The organism is Cryobacterium sp. Hh11, from assembly GCF_004404045.1.
GTDB lineage: Bacteria > Actinomycetota > Actinomycetes > Actinomycetales > Microbacteriaceae > Cryobacterium > Cryobacterium levicorallinum.
Genome location: NZ_SOHF01000035.1, coordinates 1 through 15,368 on the forward strand (window position 1 = coordinate 1; position 15,368 = coordinate 15,368).

Below are 15,368 nucleotides of genomic sequence, written 5' to 3' on the forward strand. Positions count from 1 at the left end.
CGCCGCCGCACCGAGCCTGCCCGCACCGAGCCGGGTCGCGCCGAGCCGGGTCGCGCCGGGCCCGGCCGGAATCGAGCTCGTGACCATCCCCTCCTCGCGCGGGGCCTGGCGGGCCCGCGGCTACCACCCGGTCGATGCACTGCTGCATCGCGCTGGCCTCCACCCGGCCCCGTTGCTCGCCCAACGCGGCGTGGTCAGCGACCAGGTCGGTCTGGGCCGTGCTGAGCGCGCCGCGAACAAAGACCACAGCCTCATGGCCCGACATCCACTCAACGGAGTCGCTGTAATCCTGGTCGACGACATCGTGACCACCGGCGCCACGCTCCTCGAGGCGCGCCGTGCCGTGTTCGCTGCGGGCGGCACCGTCGTTGGCCTGGCCACACTGGCGGAAACACGGCGTCTGCTGCCGCGATAACGACCCGTCGCACAAACTGGTTAACAAATACTGTGACTTATCCCACCGCCCCAGCTACGGTGGAGACAAAGGCGCGCAATGATCGCCCGGTTTGAGGGCGGTCCGCCAAACTGGAGGTCGTCATGGAAACTAACATCGTCGGACGCAACCTTGGGATCACTGATCGCTTCCGGGATTACGCGACGGAGAAGGCCGAGAAAATCGCCCTCCTCGCGGATAAGGCCCTCGCACTCGAAATCAAGGTCAGCCGCCACCACGAGAAGAACGGTGCAGCCGTCGGCAACGACCGGGTTGAACTCACCCTGATCGGTAAGGGTCCGCTCGTTCGGGCCGAAGCGGACGGATCCGACAAGTACGCTGCTTTCGACGTGGCGCTCGGCCGTTTACTCGAGCGTGTTCGCCGCGCCAAGGACCGCAAGAAGGTGCACCGCGGTGGAGCCCACCGCCCCACCTCGCTGCACGAGGCATCCGCGGTCGGGTTCAGCGTCATCGACATCACGCCGGCCAACCCCGAAACGCTCGAGCGGGTGCGCACCGGCGCGATTCCCATCGTGCACGCGGATGCCCCCGCCGTCGCGGACGAGGAAGACTACTGCCCCGTCGTCATCCGTCGCAAGGTCTTCGCCGCTGCGCCCATGTCGGTCGACGATGCGCTCTACTTCATGGAGCTGGTCGGGCACGACTTCTACCTGTTCCAGGATATCGAAACCAAGCGTCCGAGCGTGGTCTACCGCCGCAAGGGCTGGGACTATGGAGTCATCGAACTCGATAGTGCCGTCAGTGAGTTGCACGAGGCTGTGCCCGTTGCCAGCGGGCGTGCCAACTGACCAACTAGCATTGCCTTAGTTGCCGACCAGGTCGGCGCTCTGGCATCTGCCAGACGAGAGGCGCAGGCAGGCGCTGCGGGAGCGGTTCAATCGAGCTTCCGCAGCGCGTGTCTGCACCGTTTGACTAGTGGAGTACATTCGTGGCGTCAATTCTTGAAAAGGTTCTTCGTGTTGGTGAAGGCCGCGTTCTGCGCCGCCTGGAAAACTACGCGAAAGCCATCAACGCGCTGGAAGAGGACTTCCACGAGCTCACCGACGAGGAGCTCAAGAACGAGACCGTCACCCTGCGGGAGCGGTACTCCAACGGCGAATCGCTCGACGACTTGCTCCCCGAGGCGTTCGCCGCCGTGCGCGAGGCGAGCACCCGAACCCTGGGGCTGCGGCACTTCGACGTGCAGCTGATGGGCGGGGCAGCACTGCACCTCGGCAACATCGCCGAGATGAAGACCGGTGAGGGCAAGACCCTGGTCGCCACCACCGCCGCCTATCTCAATGCGATCAGCAGCCGCGGTGTGCACGTCATCACGGTCAACGACTACCTCGCGAGCTACCAAAGCGAGCTCATGGGCCGCGTCTTCCGCGCCCTCGGTATGACGACCGGATGCATCATCTCCGGCCAGACTCCGGCTGCGCGTCGGGAAATGTATGCCGCCGACATCACCTACGGCACCAACAACGAATTTGGTTTCGATTACCTGCGCGACAATATGGCCTGGCAGGCCAGCGACATGGTGCAGCGCGGTCACTATTTCGCCATCGTCGACGAGGTCGACTCGATTCTCATCGACGAGGCACGCACCCCCCTGATCATTTCCGGACCCGCTTCCGGCGAAGCCAACCGCTGGTTCAACGAGTTCGCCAGCCTGGCCAAGCGCCTGGTCCCCGACGAAGATTTCGAGGTCGACGAGAAGAAGCGCACCATCGGTGTGCTCGAACCCGGCATTGAAAAGGTCGAGGATTACCTCGGCATCGACAACCTGTACGAATCGGCCAATACCCCGTTGATCTCCTTCCTGAACAACGCGATCAAGGCGAACGCCCTGTTCAAGAAGGACAAGGACTACGTCGTGATGAACGGCGAGGTACTCATCGTGGATGAGCACACCGGCCGAATCCTGATGGGCCGTCGCTACAACGAGGGCATCCACCAGGCCATCGAAGCCAAGGAGGGTGTCGCGGTCAAGGCCGAGAACCAGACCCTGGCCACGGTCACCCTGCAGAACTATTTCCGCCTCTACTCCAAGATCTCCGGCATGACCGGAACAGCCGAGACCGAGGCCGCCGAGTTCATGAGCACCTACAAGCTCGGCGTGGTGGCCATCCCCACCAACAAGCCGATGAAGCGCCTCGACCAGTCCGATCTGATCTACAAGAACGAAGAGTCCAAGTTTCGTCAGGTCGTCGAGGACATCGTCGAACGCCATGCGGCCGGGCAGCCAGTTCTGGTCGGCACCACGAGCGTTGAAAAGAGCGAATACCTGTCGCGTCTGCTCGCCAAGAAGGGCGTGCGGCACGAGGTGCTCAACGCCAAGAACCACGCCCGTGAGGCCGCGATCGTCGCCCAAGCCGGTCGCCTCGGTTCGGTGACCGTGGCCACCAACATGGCCGGTCGTGGTACCGACGTGATGCTCGGCGGCAACGCCGAGTTCATCGCCGTCGCCGAGATGAACGCGAAGGGTCTCAGCCCGATTGAGACCCCCGACGAGTATGAACTCGCCTGGGATGACGTCTTCACCGCGGTAAAGGCCGACGTGGCGGAAGAGGCCGACAAGGTCATCGCCGCCGGTGGCCTGTACGTGCTCGGCACCGAACGGCACGAGTCCCGTCGCATCGACAACCAGCTGCGCGGACGCAGCGGTCGCCAGGGCGACCCGGGCGAAAGCCGCTTCTACCTTTCCCTCACCGACGACCTCATGCGCTTGTTCAACGCCGGCGCCGCCGAAGCACTGATGGGGCGCCAGGGGGTGCCCGACGATATGGCGATCGAGTCTAAGGTCGTCAGCCGGGCCATTCGCAGCGCCCAGTCGCAGGTCGAGGGTCGCAACGCCGAGATTCGCAAGAACGTGCTCAAGTACGACGACGTACTCAACCGCCAGCGCGAGGCGATCTACGGCGACCGCCGGCACATCCTTGAGGGCGACGACCTGCACGAGCGCACCCAGACCTTCCTCACCAACGTCATCGACGAGGTGCTCGACGTGCACGCCGGCGAAGGCAACGGCGACGACTGGGACTTCGATGCCATGTGGACCGAGCTCAAGACGCTCTACCCGGTGGGACTGACCATCGACGAGGTCGTATCAGAGGCCGGCGACAAGGGCAAAATCAACCGCGACTTCATGCGCCGCGAGATTCTCTCCGACGCCAAGCTCGCCTACACCCGCCGGGAAGAGTCCCTCGGTTCTCCGGCCATGCGCGAGCTCGAACGCCGCGTGGTGCTGTCGGTCATCGACCGCCGCTGGCGCGACCACCTGTACGAGATGGATTATCTGAAGGACGGCATCGGTCTGCGCGCGATGGCTCAGCGAGACCCTTTGGTCGAGTACCAGCGTGAAGGCTTCGCCATGTTCCAGCAGATGATGGGACAGATTCGCGAAGAAACGGTCGGGTTCCTGTTCAACCTCGACGTCGAGGTGACGGCCGGATCCGGAGCCGTCGCCGGACCGGTCGTCGCGGCCAAGGGGCTGTCCCCGGCCGATTCCCCCGAGGAGAAGCTCAGCTACACCGCCCCGAGCGATTCGGGTGGAGTCGAGGTGCGCAACCAGCGCGGTCAGATTCAGCAGGCCGCCACCGATCGAGCCAGACGCACGGCCACCGTCGCTGCCAGCGATGACGAACCGACCGAGCCGGCCGGACCGCCCCAGCGTGGAGCCTTCGGTCAGAAAACCGAGGGTGCTGCCCCAGTGAACCGGGCGGAGCGTCGCTCACAGGGTAAGAAAACAACGTAGCGTTTCGGTCGCCCTCGGTTTTGGCCGTGCTTTACAGCACGACCAGGACCGAGGCTCGCCACCGCCGGTCCATCCCCTCCAAACAGATCGCGACCGCATAGCTCCGGTGCCGCTCGAACACGACGACGACGGCGTCCAGGCCTCCAGTGTCGCGCTTCACCTGGGTGACGTGGCCGATGGCGAGCCGGGGGCGGTCAGCAACCTGGCCGGTGACGGCGCGCGCCCGCGCTGCGATCGACGCTCGAACGCGCAGATGGGCATAGACGTCGTCGGTTACCCAGCTCGCAAGGTGTTCAATCTGTCGGACTCCGGCGATGACCTCGAAGGCGCAGATCGCCAGGGCCCGAAGCAGCGGTTCCGGATCGGGGAGCTCCGCCATGGTACTGGGCTGAGGACCGAAGAACTCGTCGTCTTCGGTTCGCTCCCGCCGGAGGGCCTGCGCATTCGATTCGCTGCTACCGGGTGACGGCATGATGCCTCCTGAGGTCGAGCACGAGCTGCAATGGCGGAAACCTAAGCAGCATTGTTCCGGCACTGTCGAGGGCTTAAAGAGCCTGTGGACAACGTGAGCGAGAACGCCCAGGTTCGGCTACTTTCGGTGTGTGCGCTGGGATGATTTGTTTGATGACCTGGAAGGGCAGCTCGACTACGAGCTGCAGGCCGAGGTCGCTGACCTGTGCCTGCACGAGGAACGGGAGCGCCTGGAGAAGCTCTCCCTGCGCACCCGGCTGAGCAACGTGGTGCGGTCCGCGAGCCTCGGCAGCGCCCTGCGGCTGCGCGTGGTGCTCGTGTCGGGCCAAACGCTCGCCCTGCGTCCGACCGCGCTGGGCCGGGACTGGCTTGCGGCCGACCTGCTCGATTCCGAGAGCGCTCGCGGCCAGTGCGTGGTCCCGCTCGCGGCCATCGCCGCAGTCTTGCTCGACGAGGAACAGATCAGGGCGTCGTTGGCCGTGGAATCGGCAGCGACCGGTCGGGGAGTCGAACGGGTCGGACTACCGTTCGTCCTGCGCAACCTGTGCCGTCGCCGGCGCGCCGTGGAGCTGGACACCCGGGCCGGTGTGGTGGCCGGAACCATCGACCGGGTGGCGCGGGACCACATTGATCTGGCGGTGCATCCGCTCGGAACGTTGCGCCGTGGCCCCGAAATCGCTCACTACCGCATCGTGCCGATCTGGCAGATCCATGTCATCCGGCTGAAATGACGCTGCCCTGTGGAGAACTTTTTCACCGGGTGGCACAGTGGGCCACGATAAGAGCGAATCCTTCCAGACAAGCGAGGTAGCGGATGATGTCACCCGGTTCCACACGTACGCGCCGCCGCTTCTGGGTGGACCCCCGATTCGTCATCGGCCTCGTGCTCGTGGCCGCGTCGATTGCCGGCGTGAGTGCGATCGTCGTCGGCAGTGACCGGACCACGGCGGTCTACACCGCACGCCACACGCTCACCGTCGGCGATCGCCTCACGAAGACCGACCTCGTTGAAACCCGGGTACGGCTGGGCAGAGCCGCCGACCTCTATCTGTCGCCCTCGGTCGAGCCGGGCATGCTGGTCACCCAGACCATCCTGGCCGGGGAACTCGTGGCGCGCTCCGCGGTCGGAGCAGCAGCCGGAGAGCTGACCACGAGTGTCGTCGTAGACGTTCCCGGCCGGTTGGCAGCCAGGGTCGTGTCCGGTTCGGTGGTGGACATCTGGTCGGCGCGGGCGACCGGGCCGGGCGAATACGCGCCGCCGACGATTCTCGTGGCGCAGGCTGTCGTGGTGCGGATCGTGATCCCGACCGGCATTATCGCCGCAGACAATGGTCAATCCGTGGAATTGCTCGTGCCCAAGGCGAACGTCGCCGACGTGCTCGAAGCGATCATGAACGGTGATGCCCTCGCGATCGTGCCGGTCAATACCCCCGTGGTTCCCTGATGGCCCGGATCGCGCTCGTGCTGGACCGAACGACCGAGCAGCGCATGCTGGCCGACATCATCGAGTGCGGGCACAGTGTGGTGACGCGCGTGGATACCGCCCGCGATTTTCTGGAATCGCTGTCGCACGGCCAGCCGCACGTCGTCGTGGTCAGTGGTCGGCGGGAGTCTCTGACCGGCCAGCTGATCGCCGCCTGCGATGAGCGGGGCATCCGGGTCGTCGCCATCGCCGCATCGGAACAGGAACGTCGGCACGCCGGCTCGCTCGGCCTGTACGAAACCGTGGCCCTGCCCTGTGACTGGGCGGAGATCGAAGACCTGCTCGTCTCGGGCGTGGTGGTGCCGCTGCGCGTCGGGGATCGGCACTTCACCGGCGGCGCGCTGAGTGCCGGCTCCGTCATCGCGGTGTGGGGCCCGTCCGGGGCGCCCGGGCGTACCACGCTCGCCATTAACATTGCAGCCGAAATTGCCGCGGCCGGCCACACCGTGGTGCTGGCCGACGTCGACACCTACGGCGCGTCCATCGCACCGCGGCTCGGCATGCTCGACGAGGCTCCCGGCTTTGCCGCCGCCTGCCGTCTGGCCGGCAGCGACAGCCTGAACCGGTCAGAACTCGAGCGCATCGCCCAGCGCTACAATTCCCCGAAGGGCGCCTTCTGGGTGTTGACCGGTCTCGGCCGGCCGTCTCGCTGGCCGGAACTGTCGACCGAGCGGGTCACCCGCACGATCGATGCGCTGCGACACTGGGTGGATTACGTGGTGCTGGACACCGGATTCAATCTGGAGAGCGACGAGGAATTGAGCAGCGATCTGTTGGCACCGCGCCGCAACGCGGCCACTGTGACCGCGCTGCGGATGGCCGACCACGTCGTCGCCTGCGGACTGGCCGACCCGATCGGCATGGCGCGGTTTTTGCGGTCCTGGGTGGACCTCGCCGAGGTCACGACCGGCCGTGCCGTGAGTGTTGTGATCAATCAGGTGCGGGCGAGCGCCCTGGGGCTCAATCCGCGTGGGCAGGTCTTGAGAACCCTCAAGCTGCTCGGCAACATCGACTCCGCCGTTCTGGTGCCGCACGACCAGGTCGCGCTCGATACCGCCGTACTGACCGGCCACACCCTGCGGGACGGGGCGCCGAAGTCCCCGGCGCGCGTCAGCATCCGTCGATTTGTGCTCGATGAGCTGATCGTCGTTGCGGTCGGCCAAACCGAGCGGGTGCCGCGGCGAGTGCGCTGGCCTGGCCGTAAGGCCGCCCCGGCGATCTGATCTGACCAGTACTGATCGATCAGGCCTGCGCTGGTCAGTTCTGCAGCGGGATGACGTCGACGCTGCCGCCGACGCCCACGACGACGAGCACGCGTGCTCCGGTGACCCCGGCCAAGGCCAGGCCGAGGCGCTCGGCCGATGGCAGGACGTCGTCGCGAGGTGCAGCGTCGATCGGTGCATCGTTGGTCGGTGCAGGGCCGTCGGGGGCGGTCGCACGCTGCCAGACCGTGACTGCGGCGCCGGTCAGCTCGGCGATGAGGTCGCGGGTCGCGGTCGGGTCGCCGGCCGTGACCAGAATGACCCGGTGGATGGCACGGCCGGGCAGCCCGGCCTCAGCCAGCGCAGCGCGGTCCCTCCGCCAGACCGAGAAGTGGTAGCCGGCGGCGAGGCCGGTGGCGACGAGCAGCCCCAACGGTGCCCGCACCCGGTCGAGCAGGCTCTGTCGGCTCAGGTCGTCGAGGACGAATTCGAAGATGCGGTAGCCGATCACGAGCAGGGTGATAATGGCCACGATCGCGCTGATCCCGAAGATGAGAATGAGGTAGACCCGGCGGCCCGTCACCTGGGCGGACACCGGATCGACCGGGCGCAGCGGCTTCCAGGCGGCCCACCAGACCGGGCCACCCACGATTGCGGCGCTAAGCCCGCCGAGCAGCAGGGAGCGCGTGTCCGACCCGACCACGACCGGTGCCAGGCCGGACAGCAGGGCATTGACGATGATTCCCAGCCCGGTAGCCGCAGCCACCAGACCGAAGCCGGAAACGACGAGGGTGGCGGCCAGCCGGGTCGGCAGCGCTCGCTGCCGCAGCAGACCGTGGTGGTAGGCCCAGATTAGAGCGCCGACCAGAGCGGTCGCCACGGCGGTGCCGAGCGGATCGAGAATATCGTCCAGCGGATGCTCCCGGGCAAAGGCCAGCCGGAGCAGCACGAACAGCACCGTGCCCGTTCCCACCAGCGACGCGGCAGCGGCGGCCGCGATCCCCAGGACGACGAGGGTGAGATCGGCCAGCACACCGCGCACGAGCCGGGCGCGCTCCCGCATCCACTGCCACCACCAGATCAAGGTGCCGCCGAGAAACCAGACGCCTGCCTGCAGGGCCAGCCGCCACCAGGGGTCGCCAATGACGATCGAGGACTGGAGCGCGTCGACGGCCGCATTGACCAGGGATGCGAGCGCGGTCACCGCCCCGACCGCTCCGATCAGCAAGCCGAAAATCGCGCTCAGAATGGGCGCGACGCTCGTCAACTGCAGGGGACTCTTGGACGGGTGTCGAGACATCCACCGGTGCCAGGCCCACACCAGCGTCCAGATCAGCGCGACCGCGAGGGTGCGCGGCTGCCAGTCGCCCCGCACCAGTGCCGCCAGGGTCCCGAGCAGGGCAGAAGCCGCGGTCACGAGCGCGACCGTCTGCAGGCCGGCCAGGTAGAGCCCCCAGGAGATCGACGCCCGCTCCGCGCTCGCCATCCGCCGCCACAGCACCCACCAGAGCAGCGCGGCGAACGGGCCGGCGATCAGGGTGAAGGCGAGGGACCGCGCGAGTCCGGTCACATCGATACCGGCCAGGTTGGTGCCGGTATCGAGGGCGCGCCCCAGGAGGCCGCTCAGGCCGATCGCGGCGATGACCACGAGCGCGAACAACAGGATGTACACGACCACTCGGCGTGCCGTCGGCGTTGATGTGCTACCGGGCTGTCCAGGAGATCGGCGCACAGCGATGACGATGCCGGTCATGCCCACGCCCAGCACGGCGACGAGGACGAGGAGAACCACGATGGACATTACTTCGTTACCGTCGGGTTCGGGCAGATGGACAGTTCCCAGGGAGCTGTCTCGATCAGCCAGGCACCGTCCGCCCTGACCAGGTCGAAATTGCTCTCGAACTCATACTCGGAGGCGCCGAACGGGCCGTCGTCGTAGGACGTGACCAGGGACACGACGACATCGGCTGATTTGGGGCGAACCGTCGTTGACACCAGTACGACGCGAAGGCTGTTGGTTGGACCGTGTTCGACGGGCCCACAGCCCACCAAGGCCTCTGCGGTGAGCAGCTTTTCGGCCGCATCTTCGTCACCGGCGATGACGGCCGCAGAATAGGCCTGCACCACGCCTTCCGGGGTGCTTGGGTCGAACGGTGCCGGTGCGCCGCGGGTGAAGACCACCACGAGGGCGACGAGCACCAGGGCGGCGATAGTGCCGAGGATGACGATCAAGGTGCGATCTTTAGTGCCCGCCGGTGTGTGCATGTTCTCATCATGGACCCAATGGTGTGGCATCACCACAGCGGGTGCCGGGGGAAGCGCGCGGGGATCTAGGCTAGTGATCGTGTCGACTCTCAGTGATCTCGTTCTTGCCCAGGGCCGCAGCAGCGCGGAAGACGTGGACTGGCTGCACATGCTCGTTGCCGACGGCCAGCTGCTGGCCGACCTCGCTTTCGCCGATATTGTCGTATGGGTTCCGGCGCAGTCTGGTAGCTTCGTCGCCGTCGCGCATGCCCGGCCGTCGAGTGCCGCCACACTGTTCTATCGCGACTTCGTCGGGCAGCAGATCAAGGTCGAGTGGCGCAATCAGGTTACCGAGGCGTTCGAGACCGCCAGGATCGTCGACGCCACCGCTCCCGACTGGTATGAGGAGACGCCGACCCGGGTGCGGGCTATCCCGGTGCTGCGCCGGCTGAGCACGACCGGTGCTGCGGTAACGGATGCCCCGGTGGCGGTGCTGACCTGCCACAGCAACCTGAGCGAGGCACGCACGCCGGGACGCCAGGAACTGACCTTCAACGACTGCGCCAACGATCTGTTCGCCATGATCGCGTCCGGGGACTTTCCCGACCTCGGCGCTCCGACCGGTCCGCGCCGCGGCGCGCCACGCGCCTCCGACGGGCTGCTCCGGCTCGATGTCGACGGACTGACCACCTTTGCCAGCCCCAACGCGCTCTCGGCGTTTAACCGCATGGGTTTCATCGAGGAACTCGAGGGGGAATCGCTCGCCGAGGTGACGACCGGCCTGCTCACCGGCACCGCCGTCGTGGACGAGTCGCTGCCCCTGGTGGTCACCGGGCGGGCACCGTGGCGCACCGACATTGAAGCGCGCGGCGTGACGGTGTCGCTCCGGGCGATTCCCATTCGCAACCGCGGCGAACGCGTCGGCGCGATCGTGTTGTCGCGAGACGTTACCGAACTGCGGCACCAGGAACGTGAGCTGATCACCAAGGATGCCACCATCCGGGAGATTCACCACCGGGTCAAGAACAACCTGCAGACCGTCGCCTCGCTGCTGCGGATCCAGGCTCGGCGTACCCAGTCCGACCGGGCGCGCGAGGCGCTGACCCAGGCGATGCGGCGGGTCGCTGCGATTGCCGTCGTGCACGACACACTGTCCGAGGGACTCAGCCAGATCGTCGACTTCGACGCCGTTTTCGAGCGGGTGCTGCTGCTCACGGTGGAGGTCGCATCCGCTCACAATACGACCGTGCATCCCAAATCGTCGGGTAGCTTCGGCACCCTGCCCAGCGCCTATGCGACGCCGCTCGCGCTGGTTTTGACCGAACTGGTCACCAATGCTGTGGAGCACGGCCTCGCCGGGCGCGAGGGCGAGGTGTCGATCGAGGCGCAGCGCAGCGAGGAGACACTGACCGTCATGGTGCGAGACACCGGTGCCGGATTACCGGAAGGTAAAGTCGGTTCGGGGCTCGGCACCCAGATCGTGCGCACGCTCATTCAGGGCGAGCTCGGCGGCACCATCGACTGGCACACCATGATGGGCAGCGGCACCGAGGTCACGATCGAGATCCCCCTCCGCTTCATGCAGGAGTCCTAGCCCTTTCGGGACGGGGCCTGGGCCCCGTCCCTGGGCCCAGGTTAGAAACTGGGCCCAGGGACATAAGGTGGGCCCGGCGAGCGGATGCCGATTCCGCGCGGTCGCGCGGCCCGGCTGCTCGCAGAGCACAAAAAAACGAGCCCGCGGCCTCCGGGAATACCGGACGGCCGTTGGCTCGCGTTCTGTAGCGGTGCCGGCTTTGCTAGGAAGCGCGACGGGCGCGTGCGGCGCGACGCTTGAGCGCACGTCGCTCGTCCTCGCTCAGGCCGCCCCAGACCCCAGAGTCCTGACCGGTCTCGAGTGCGTACTGGAGGCAGACCTCCGTGACGTTGCAGCGAGCGCACACCGATTTTGCCTTCTCGATCTGGTCCACAGCGGGTCCAGTGTTACCGACCGGAAAAAAAAGTTCCGGGTCAGCGGTGAGGCAGGCAGCTTTATCGCGCCAGTCCATAGGGATGCTCCTTTTATTACATGGGTGCACGGCCGATTGGCCAGAGTTGCAGGGTGATGGCCGGTTGCAGGAAAGTGGGATCTGCGCGATAACCGCGTTGAAACAGCTCACGTCCCTGTGAGCGTCAACCGGGCCTCAAATATCGTCCCATAATAGAGGTATCAAATCAATAGTTTTGTATGGCTTTTCGCTGTGAACAGCGACTCTGGTGCGCGGCGCCCAGCTCGGATCGACCTCCGGGCGCTTCGTCGCGCCCCCCTGCTGGGTGTGCTTGTAGGGCTCGTAGCTCTGGAGGCGCTCGCACTGTGGGCGCTCACGGCCTGGTGGGTGCTCGAACTGCTCATCGATACACCGACCTCGATGGGTGGCGCGCTCGCCCTGCTGGCACTGACGGCCGTCGCGGCCGTGTGGGTGAGCGCAATCACGGTCGGTGCCCTGCGTGGGCGTTCGTGGATTCGCGGAGCCGCGGTCACCTGGCAGCTCGTACAGATCATGATCGCCGTCGGTTGCTTCCAGGGCATCTACGCCCGCCCCGACGTCGGCTGGGCGCTGCTCGCCCCCTCGATCGTGGTGCTCGTGCTGGTCTTCACTCCGAAGGTCGTCGCCGCGACCAGTCACGAACCGAAGCCGGACGCCGACTGACCACGGCCGCCTGACCACGGCCGCCTGACCGCTAGACGGTCAGGCGTCGATGCCGAGCTTCTTGCGCAGGCTGGCGACGTGGCCGGTGGCCTTGACGTTGTACAGGGCGTGGGTGATGACGCCGGCTTCGTCCAACACGAACGTCGACCGCAGCACGCCGGTCACGATCTTGCCGTAGAGGTTCTTCTCGCCCCAGGCACCGTAGGCGCGGTGCACGTCGAGTGCGCTGTCGCTCAGCAGCGGAAAGTTAACCGCATCATGCTCCTGGAACGTCTTGAGCTTGGCCGGGGCATCCTTCGACAGGCCTAGCACCTGGTAGCCCGCGGACTTGAGCGACCCGAGGTTGTCGCGAAAGTCACAGGCCTGGGTCGTGCAGCCGGGGGTCATCGCCGCCGGGTAGAAATACACGACCACCTTGCTGCCCGCGAAACCGCTAAGCGAAACGGATGCCCCGTCCTGGTCGGTCAGGGTGAACTGGGGGGCCGTATCGCCGACTGCAAGGCGCGCTGAATCCGTCATGGTTCCATCGTATCGAGAGCAGACTCAGCGGGCGGGCGCAAACGTGGCGAGCAGCCGTTGCAGCGAGTCGAGGCGCACCCGGCCGGTGTCGCCGAGCTCGCCGGCCTCAACCGCGTCGATGATCGCGCAGTCCGGCGAATCGGGCAGGTGAGTGCAGCCGCGCGGGCAGCGCTCCGCGATCGTCGCGAGGTCGGTGAAGGCCTTGAGAATATTGTCGGTGTTGATGTGACCGAGGCCGAAGGAGCGCACGCCGGGGGTGTCGATAACCCAGCCGCGGCCGGCATCCGTTTCGAGGCGCAGTGACACCGTCGACGACGAGGTGTGCCGTCCGCGCCCGGTGACGGTGTTGACGACGCCGATGGCGCGGTTGGTGCCGGGCACCAGCGCGTTCACCAGGGTGGACTTGCCGACGCCGGAGTGCCCGACGAAGACCGTGTCGTGCCCGACCAACGCGGCCGAGATCTCGGCGATCGGCATGCCGCCCTCACCACTCTGGAAGACCGGAAGGTCGAGGCCGGCGAAGTTGGCCAGGAACGCGGCGGGGTCGGCGAGGTCGGTCTTGGTGATGCACAGAATGGGTTTCACGCCGGCGTCATAGGCCGCGACCAAATAACGATCCACCAAGCGGATGCGCGGCTCCGGGTTGGCCGCAGCGACCACGATCAGCATCTGGTCGGCGTTGGCCACGATCACGCGCTCGACGGCGTCGGTATCGTCGGCGCTCCTCCGCAGCAGGGTGTCGCGCGGCACGATGCGCACGATGCGGGCCAGGCTGCCCTCGGCTCCGGTGGTGTCGCCGACGATGTCGACCCGGTCGCCGTTGACGACGGCCTTTTTGCGCAGCTCGCTGGCCCGCGCAGTTGTGATTCGACGCTCGGTGGGCAGATTCTCGTCGAGCATGACGGTGTAGCGACCGCGATCTACCGAGAGGATGCGCCCGGTCAGCGCATCCTGATGGCTCGGCCTGGTCTTGGAGCGCGGTTTACTACCCTTGCGGCCGGGGCGCACGCGCACGCTCGACTCGTCGAATTCCGGTTCGTCGTCGTCGGCTAAGGCCCACCAGGTGTCGCCGGGATCGCCGGCCAGGTCCTCGGCAAGACCCTCAGAACCGTCAGCGGGCGGCGGCACGGGCATCTACAGCGCCGCTTCGGAGATCATCGCGTGCCACAACTCGGGAAACTGGGGGAGCGTCTTCGCGGTCGTACCGATGTTCTCGACCTCGACTCCGGGCACGGCGAGGCCGATCAGCGCACCGGCCGTGGCCATGCGGTGGTCGTCGTAGCTGAGCCACTGGCCGCCGTGCAGGGGCGCCGGTTCGATCCGGAGGCCGTCGGGCAGCTCGGTGACCTTGCCGCCGAGCCGATTGATCTCGGTCGCCAGTGCGGCGAGACGGTCGGTCTCGTGGTGGCGAATGTGCCCGATGCCGGTGATCGTGCTCGGCGTCGAGGCCAGGGCGGCCAGAGCGACGAGGGTGCAGGCGAGTTCCCCGCCAGCGGAGAGATCCAGATCGACGCCGACGATGTGGTCGCCCCCGGTGACGGTGAGCCGGTCACCGGCGCGCGTGACGACGGCGCCGAACAACGGCAGCAGCTGGGCGAGGTCGGCCCCGACCTGCGTCGTCGTCTCCGGCCAGCCGGTGATGGTAACGCTGCCGCCGGCCACGAGCGCGGCGCACAGAAAGGGTGCCGCGTTTGATAAATCGGGTTCGATGTCGACCGTGCGACCGGCGAGCTGACCGGGTGCGACGATCCACTCGCCGACGTTTGGCGTAGACACGTCGACGCCGCGCGCGCGCAGCACCTCGATGGTCATCTCGATGTGCGGCAGGCTCGGCAGCCGTTCGCCGGAGTGGGTGAGGTGCAGCCCCTGCTCGAAGCGTGCGCCGGCCAGCAGCAGCCCCGACACGAACTGGCTTGAGCTGCCGGCGTCGATGGTGACGGCTCCGCCGGTGACCGCTCCGCGGCCGTGCACGGTGAAGGGCAGGGCGTGCTTGCCATCGTCGTTGATATCGCCGCCCAGGTCGCGCAGAGCGCCGATGATGGGACCCATCGGGCGGCGTCGCGCACCGGCATCGCCGTCGAACGTGGTCGGGCCGAGCGCGAGGGCTGCGAGCGGGGGCAGAAAACGCATGACCGTGCCGGCCAGGCCGCAATCGATCGTGGTGGAGCCAAGCAATTCCTCGGGCGGGGTCACCAGCAGGTCCGTTCCGAACGCCCCGTCGCCCGCAACGGCCTCGATCGTGGCGCCGAGCTGCCGCAGGGCATCGACCATGAGATCACTGTCGCGAGAGTGCAGCGGCGCGCGCAGCAGAGACGGTTCACTGGCGAGAGCGGATGCGACGAGCTCCCGGTTGGTCAGGGATTTCGAGCCCGGCAGAGCCAGCACCGCCTGCAATGGCGCGCCAATGGTCGGCGCCGGCCACCAGACATCCACTTCGGTCGGTGAATTGTCGCCGTACGGATCGAACTCCGGCTTGGAATATCTCGAGATCAACATCGGTTATCAGAATAGTCGGTGATAGCAATCTGAGGGAGGCCCGTGACGGTGTCAATGCTGTTAGAACGACCCCTGG

The 15,368-nt window shown here is 66.7% G+C and carries 15 protein-coding genes; 8 read left to right on the forward strand and 7 right to left on the reverse strand.

What is annotated here, in order from left to right; all coding sequences use genetic code 11:
• The 3 genes from E3T46_RS15650 to secA all read left to right on the forward strand — a co-directional run.
• Window positions 1-415 (forward strand): phosphoribosyltransferase family protein (locus E3T46_RS15650; RefSeq protein WP_134579256.1); only part of this gene is annotated, 415 nt, incomplete at its 5' end.
• 122 nt (window positions 416-537) lie between these two features.
• The gene (gene raiA, locus E3T46_RS15655) at window positions 538-1,242 is read left to right on the forward strand and encodes a ribosome-associated translation inhibitor RaiA (RefSeq protein WP_134579257.1); all 705 of its coding nucleotides are present in this window, start codon (window positions 538-540) and stop codon (window positions 1,240-1,242) included.
• A 140-nt stretch (window positions 1,243-1,382) separates the two neighbouring features.
• Complete coding sequence (gene secA / locus E3T46_RS15660) at window positions 1,383-4,190, forward strand: preprotein translocase subunit SecA (RefSeq protein WP_134579258.1); 2,808 nt, start codon at window positions 1,383-1,385, stop codon at window positions 4,188-4,190.
• Between the two features lie 31 nt (window positions 4,191-4,221).
• On the opposite strand, the gene E3T46_RS15665 is transcribed toward secA, so the two are convergent.
• Window positions 4,222-4,662 carry an Rv3235 family protein gene (locus E3T46_RS15665; protein ID WP_134579259.1) on the reverse strand — a complete coding sequence of 147 codons (441 nt, stop codon included), beginning with the start codon at window positions 4,660-4,662 and terminating at the stop codon, window positions 4,222-4,224.
• A gap of 130 nt (window positions 4,663-4,792) precedes the next feature.
• Here E3T46_RS15665 and E3T46_RS15670 point away from each other — a divergent pair, with 130 nt between their 5' ends.
• The 3 genes from E3T46_RS15670 to E3T46_RS15680 all read left to right on the forward strand — a co-directional run bounded on the left by E3T46_RS15670 (window position 4,793) and on the right by E3T46_RS15680 (window position 7,367).
• Window positions 4,793-5,392 (forward strand): hypothetical protein, encoded by a 600-nt coding sequence (locus tag E3T46_RS15670; protein ID WP_134441776.1) that lies wholly within the window; start codon window positions 4,793-4,795, stop codon window positions 5,390-5,392.
• An 83-nt stretch (window positions 5,393-5,475) separates the two neighbouring features.
• Complete coding sequence (locus tag E3T46_RS15675; RefSeq protein WP_134441774.1) at window positions 5,476-6,105, forward strand: hypothetical protein; 630 nt, start codon at window positions 5,476-5,478, stop codon at window positions 6,103-6,105.
• Entirely contained in the window at window positions 6,105-7,367 is a 1,263-nt protein-coding gene (locus E3T46_RS15680; protein ID WP_134441772.1) for a regulator, read from the forward strand. The genes E3T46_RS15675 and E3T46_RS15680 overlap by 1 nt, the downstream gene beginning before the upstream one ends.
• 34 nt (window positions 7,368-7,401) lie before the next feature.
• Here the strand turns inward: E3T46_RS15680 and E3T46_RS15685 are convergent, their stop codons facing one another.
• Window positions 7,402-9,147, reverse strand: a complete 1,746-nt coding sequence (locus E3T46_RS15685) for a DUF5671 domain-containing protein (protein ID WP_241980828.1) — start codon at window positions 9,145-9,147, stop codon at window positions 7,402-7,404.
• Complete coding sequence (locus E3T46_RS15690) at window positions 9,147-9,611, reverse strand: hypothetical protein (protein WP_134441770.1); 465 nt, start codon at window positions 9,609-9,611, stop codon at window positions 9,147-9,149. The genes E3T46_RS15685 and E3T46_RS15690 overlap by 1 nt, the downstream gene beginning before the upstream one ends.
• A 79-nt stretch (window positions 9,612-9,690) precedes the next feature.
• On the opposite strand from E3T46_RS15690, the gene E3T46_RS15695 reads away from it, so the two are divergent.
• Window positions 9,691-11,184 (forward strand): PAS domain-containing sensor histidine kinase, encoded by a 1,494-nt coding sequence (locus tag E3T46_RS15695; RefSeq protein WP_134467244.1) that lies wholly within the window; start codon window positions 9,691-9,693, stop codon window positions 11,182-11,184.
• Between the two features lie 202 nt (window positions 11,185-11,386).
• On the opposite strand, the gene E3T46_RS15700 is transcribed toward E3T46_RS15695, so the two are convergent.
• Window positions 11,387-11,635 (reverse strand): WhiB family transcriptional regulator, encoded by a 249-nt coding sequence (locus E3T46_RS15700; RefSeq protein ID WP_035837005.1) that lies wholly within the window; start codon window positions 11,633-11,635, stop codon window positions 11,387-11,389.
• Window positions 11,636-11,827: 192 nt separating this feature from the next.
• On the opposite strand from E3T46_RS15700, the gene E3T46_RS15705 reads away from it, so the two are divergent.
• The gene (locus tag E3T46_RS15705) at window positions 11,828-12,277 is read left to right on the forward strand and encodes a hypothetical protein (RefSeq protein ID WP_241980829.1); all 450 of its coding nucleotides are present in this window, start codon (window positions 11,828-11,830) and stop codon (window positions 12,275-12,277) included.
• A 39-nt stretch (window positions 12,278-12,316) separates the two neighbouring features.
• Here E3T46_RS15705 and bcp read toward each other — a convergent pair whose 3' ends face one another.
• The 3 genes from bcp to aroA are packed head-to-tail and all read right to left on the reverse strand — an operon-like array spanning window position 12,317 to window position 15,292.
• The gene (gene bcp, locus E3T46_RS15710; RefSeq protein WP_134441767.1) at window positions 12,317-12,796 is read right to left on the reverse strand and encodes a thioredoxin-dependent thiol peroxidase; all 480 of its coding nucleotides are present in this window, start codon (window positions 12,794-12,796) and stop codon (window positions 12,317-12,319) included.
• A 24-nt stretch (window positions 12,797-12,820) separates the two neighbouring features.
• On the reverse strand, window positions 12,821-13,930 hold the full coding sequence (rsgA, locus tag E3T46_RS15715) for a ribosome small subunit-dependent GTPase A (RefSeq protein WP_134579260.1): 1,110 nt from the start codon (window positions 13,928-13,930) through the stop codon (window positions 12,821-12,823).
• On the reverse strand, window positions 13,931-15,292 hold the full coding sequence (gene aroA, locus E3T46_RS15720) for a 3-phosphoshikimate 1-carboxyvinyltransferase (protein WP_134579261.1): 1,362 nt from the start codon (window positions 15,290-15,292) through the stop codon (window positions 13,931-13,933). It lies immediately after the preceding gene.
• Between the last annotated feature and the right edge of the window lie 76 nt (window positions 15,293-15,368).

Bases quoted from the DNA above. Each gene is read 5' to 3' on its own strand.
- bcp (WP_134441767.1), bottom strand. From the start codon at position 12,796: ATGACGGATTCAGCGCGCCTTGCAGTCGGCGATACGGCCCCCCAGTTC.
- E3T46_RS15685 (WP_241980828.1), bottom strand. From the start codon at position 9,147: ATGTCCATCGTGGTTCTCCTCGTCCTCGTCGCCGTGCTGGGCGTGGGC.
- aroA (WP_134579261.1), bottom strand. From the start codon at position 15,292: ATGTTGATCTCGAGATATTCCAAGCCGGAGTTCGATCCGTACGGCGAC.
- E3T46_RS15680 (WP_134441772.1), top strand. From the start codon at position 6,105: ATGGCCCGGATCGCGCTCGTGCTGGACCGAACGACCGAGCAGCGCATG.
- E3T46_RS15690 (WP_134441770.1), bottom strand. From the start codon at position 9,611: ATGCACACACCGGCGGGCACTAAAGATCGCACCTTGATCGTCATCCTC.
- E3T46_RS15665 (WP_134579259.1), bottom strand. From the start codon at position 4,662: ATGCCGTCACCCGGTAGCAGCGAATCGAATGCGCAGGCCCTCCGGCGG.
- E3T46_RS15675 (WP_134441774.1), top strand. From the start codon at position 5,476: ATGATGTCACCCGGTTCCACACGTACGCGCCGCCGCTTCTGGGTGGAC.
- rsgA (WP_134579260.1), bottom strand. From the start codon at position 13,930: ATGCCCGTGCCGCCGCCCGCTGACGGTTCTGAGGGTCTTGCCGAGGAC.
- raiA (WP_134579257.1), top strand. From the start codon at position 538: ATGGAAACTAACATCGTCGGACGCAACCTTGGGATCACTGATCGCTTC.
- E3T46_RS15700 (WP_035837005.1), bottom strand. From the start codon at position 11,635: ATGGACTGGCGCGATAAAGCTGCCTGCCTCACCGCTGACCCGGAACTT.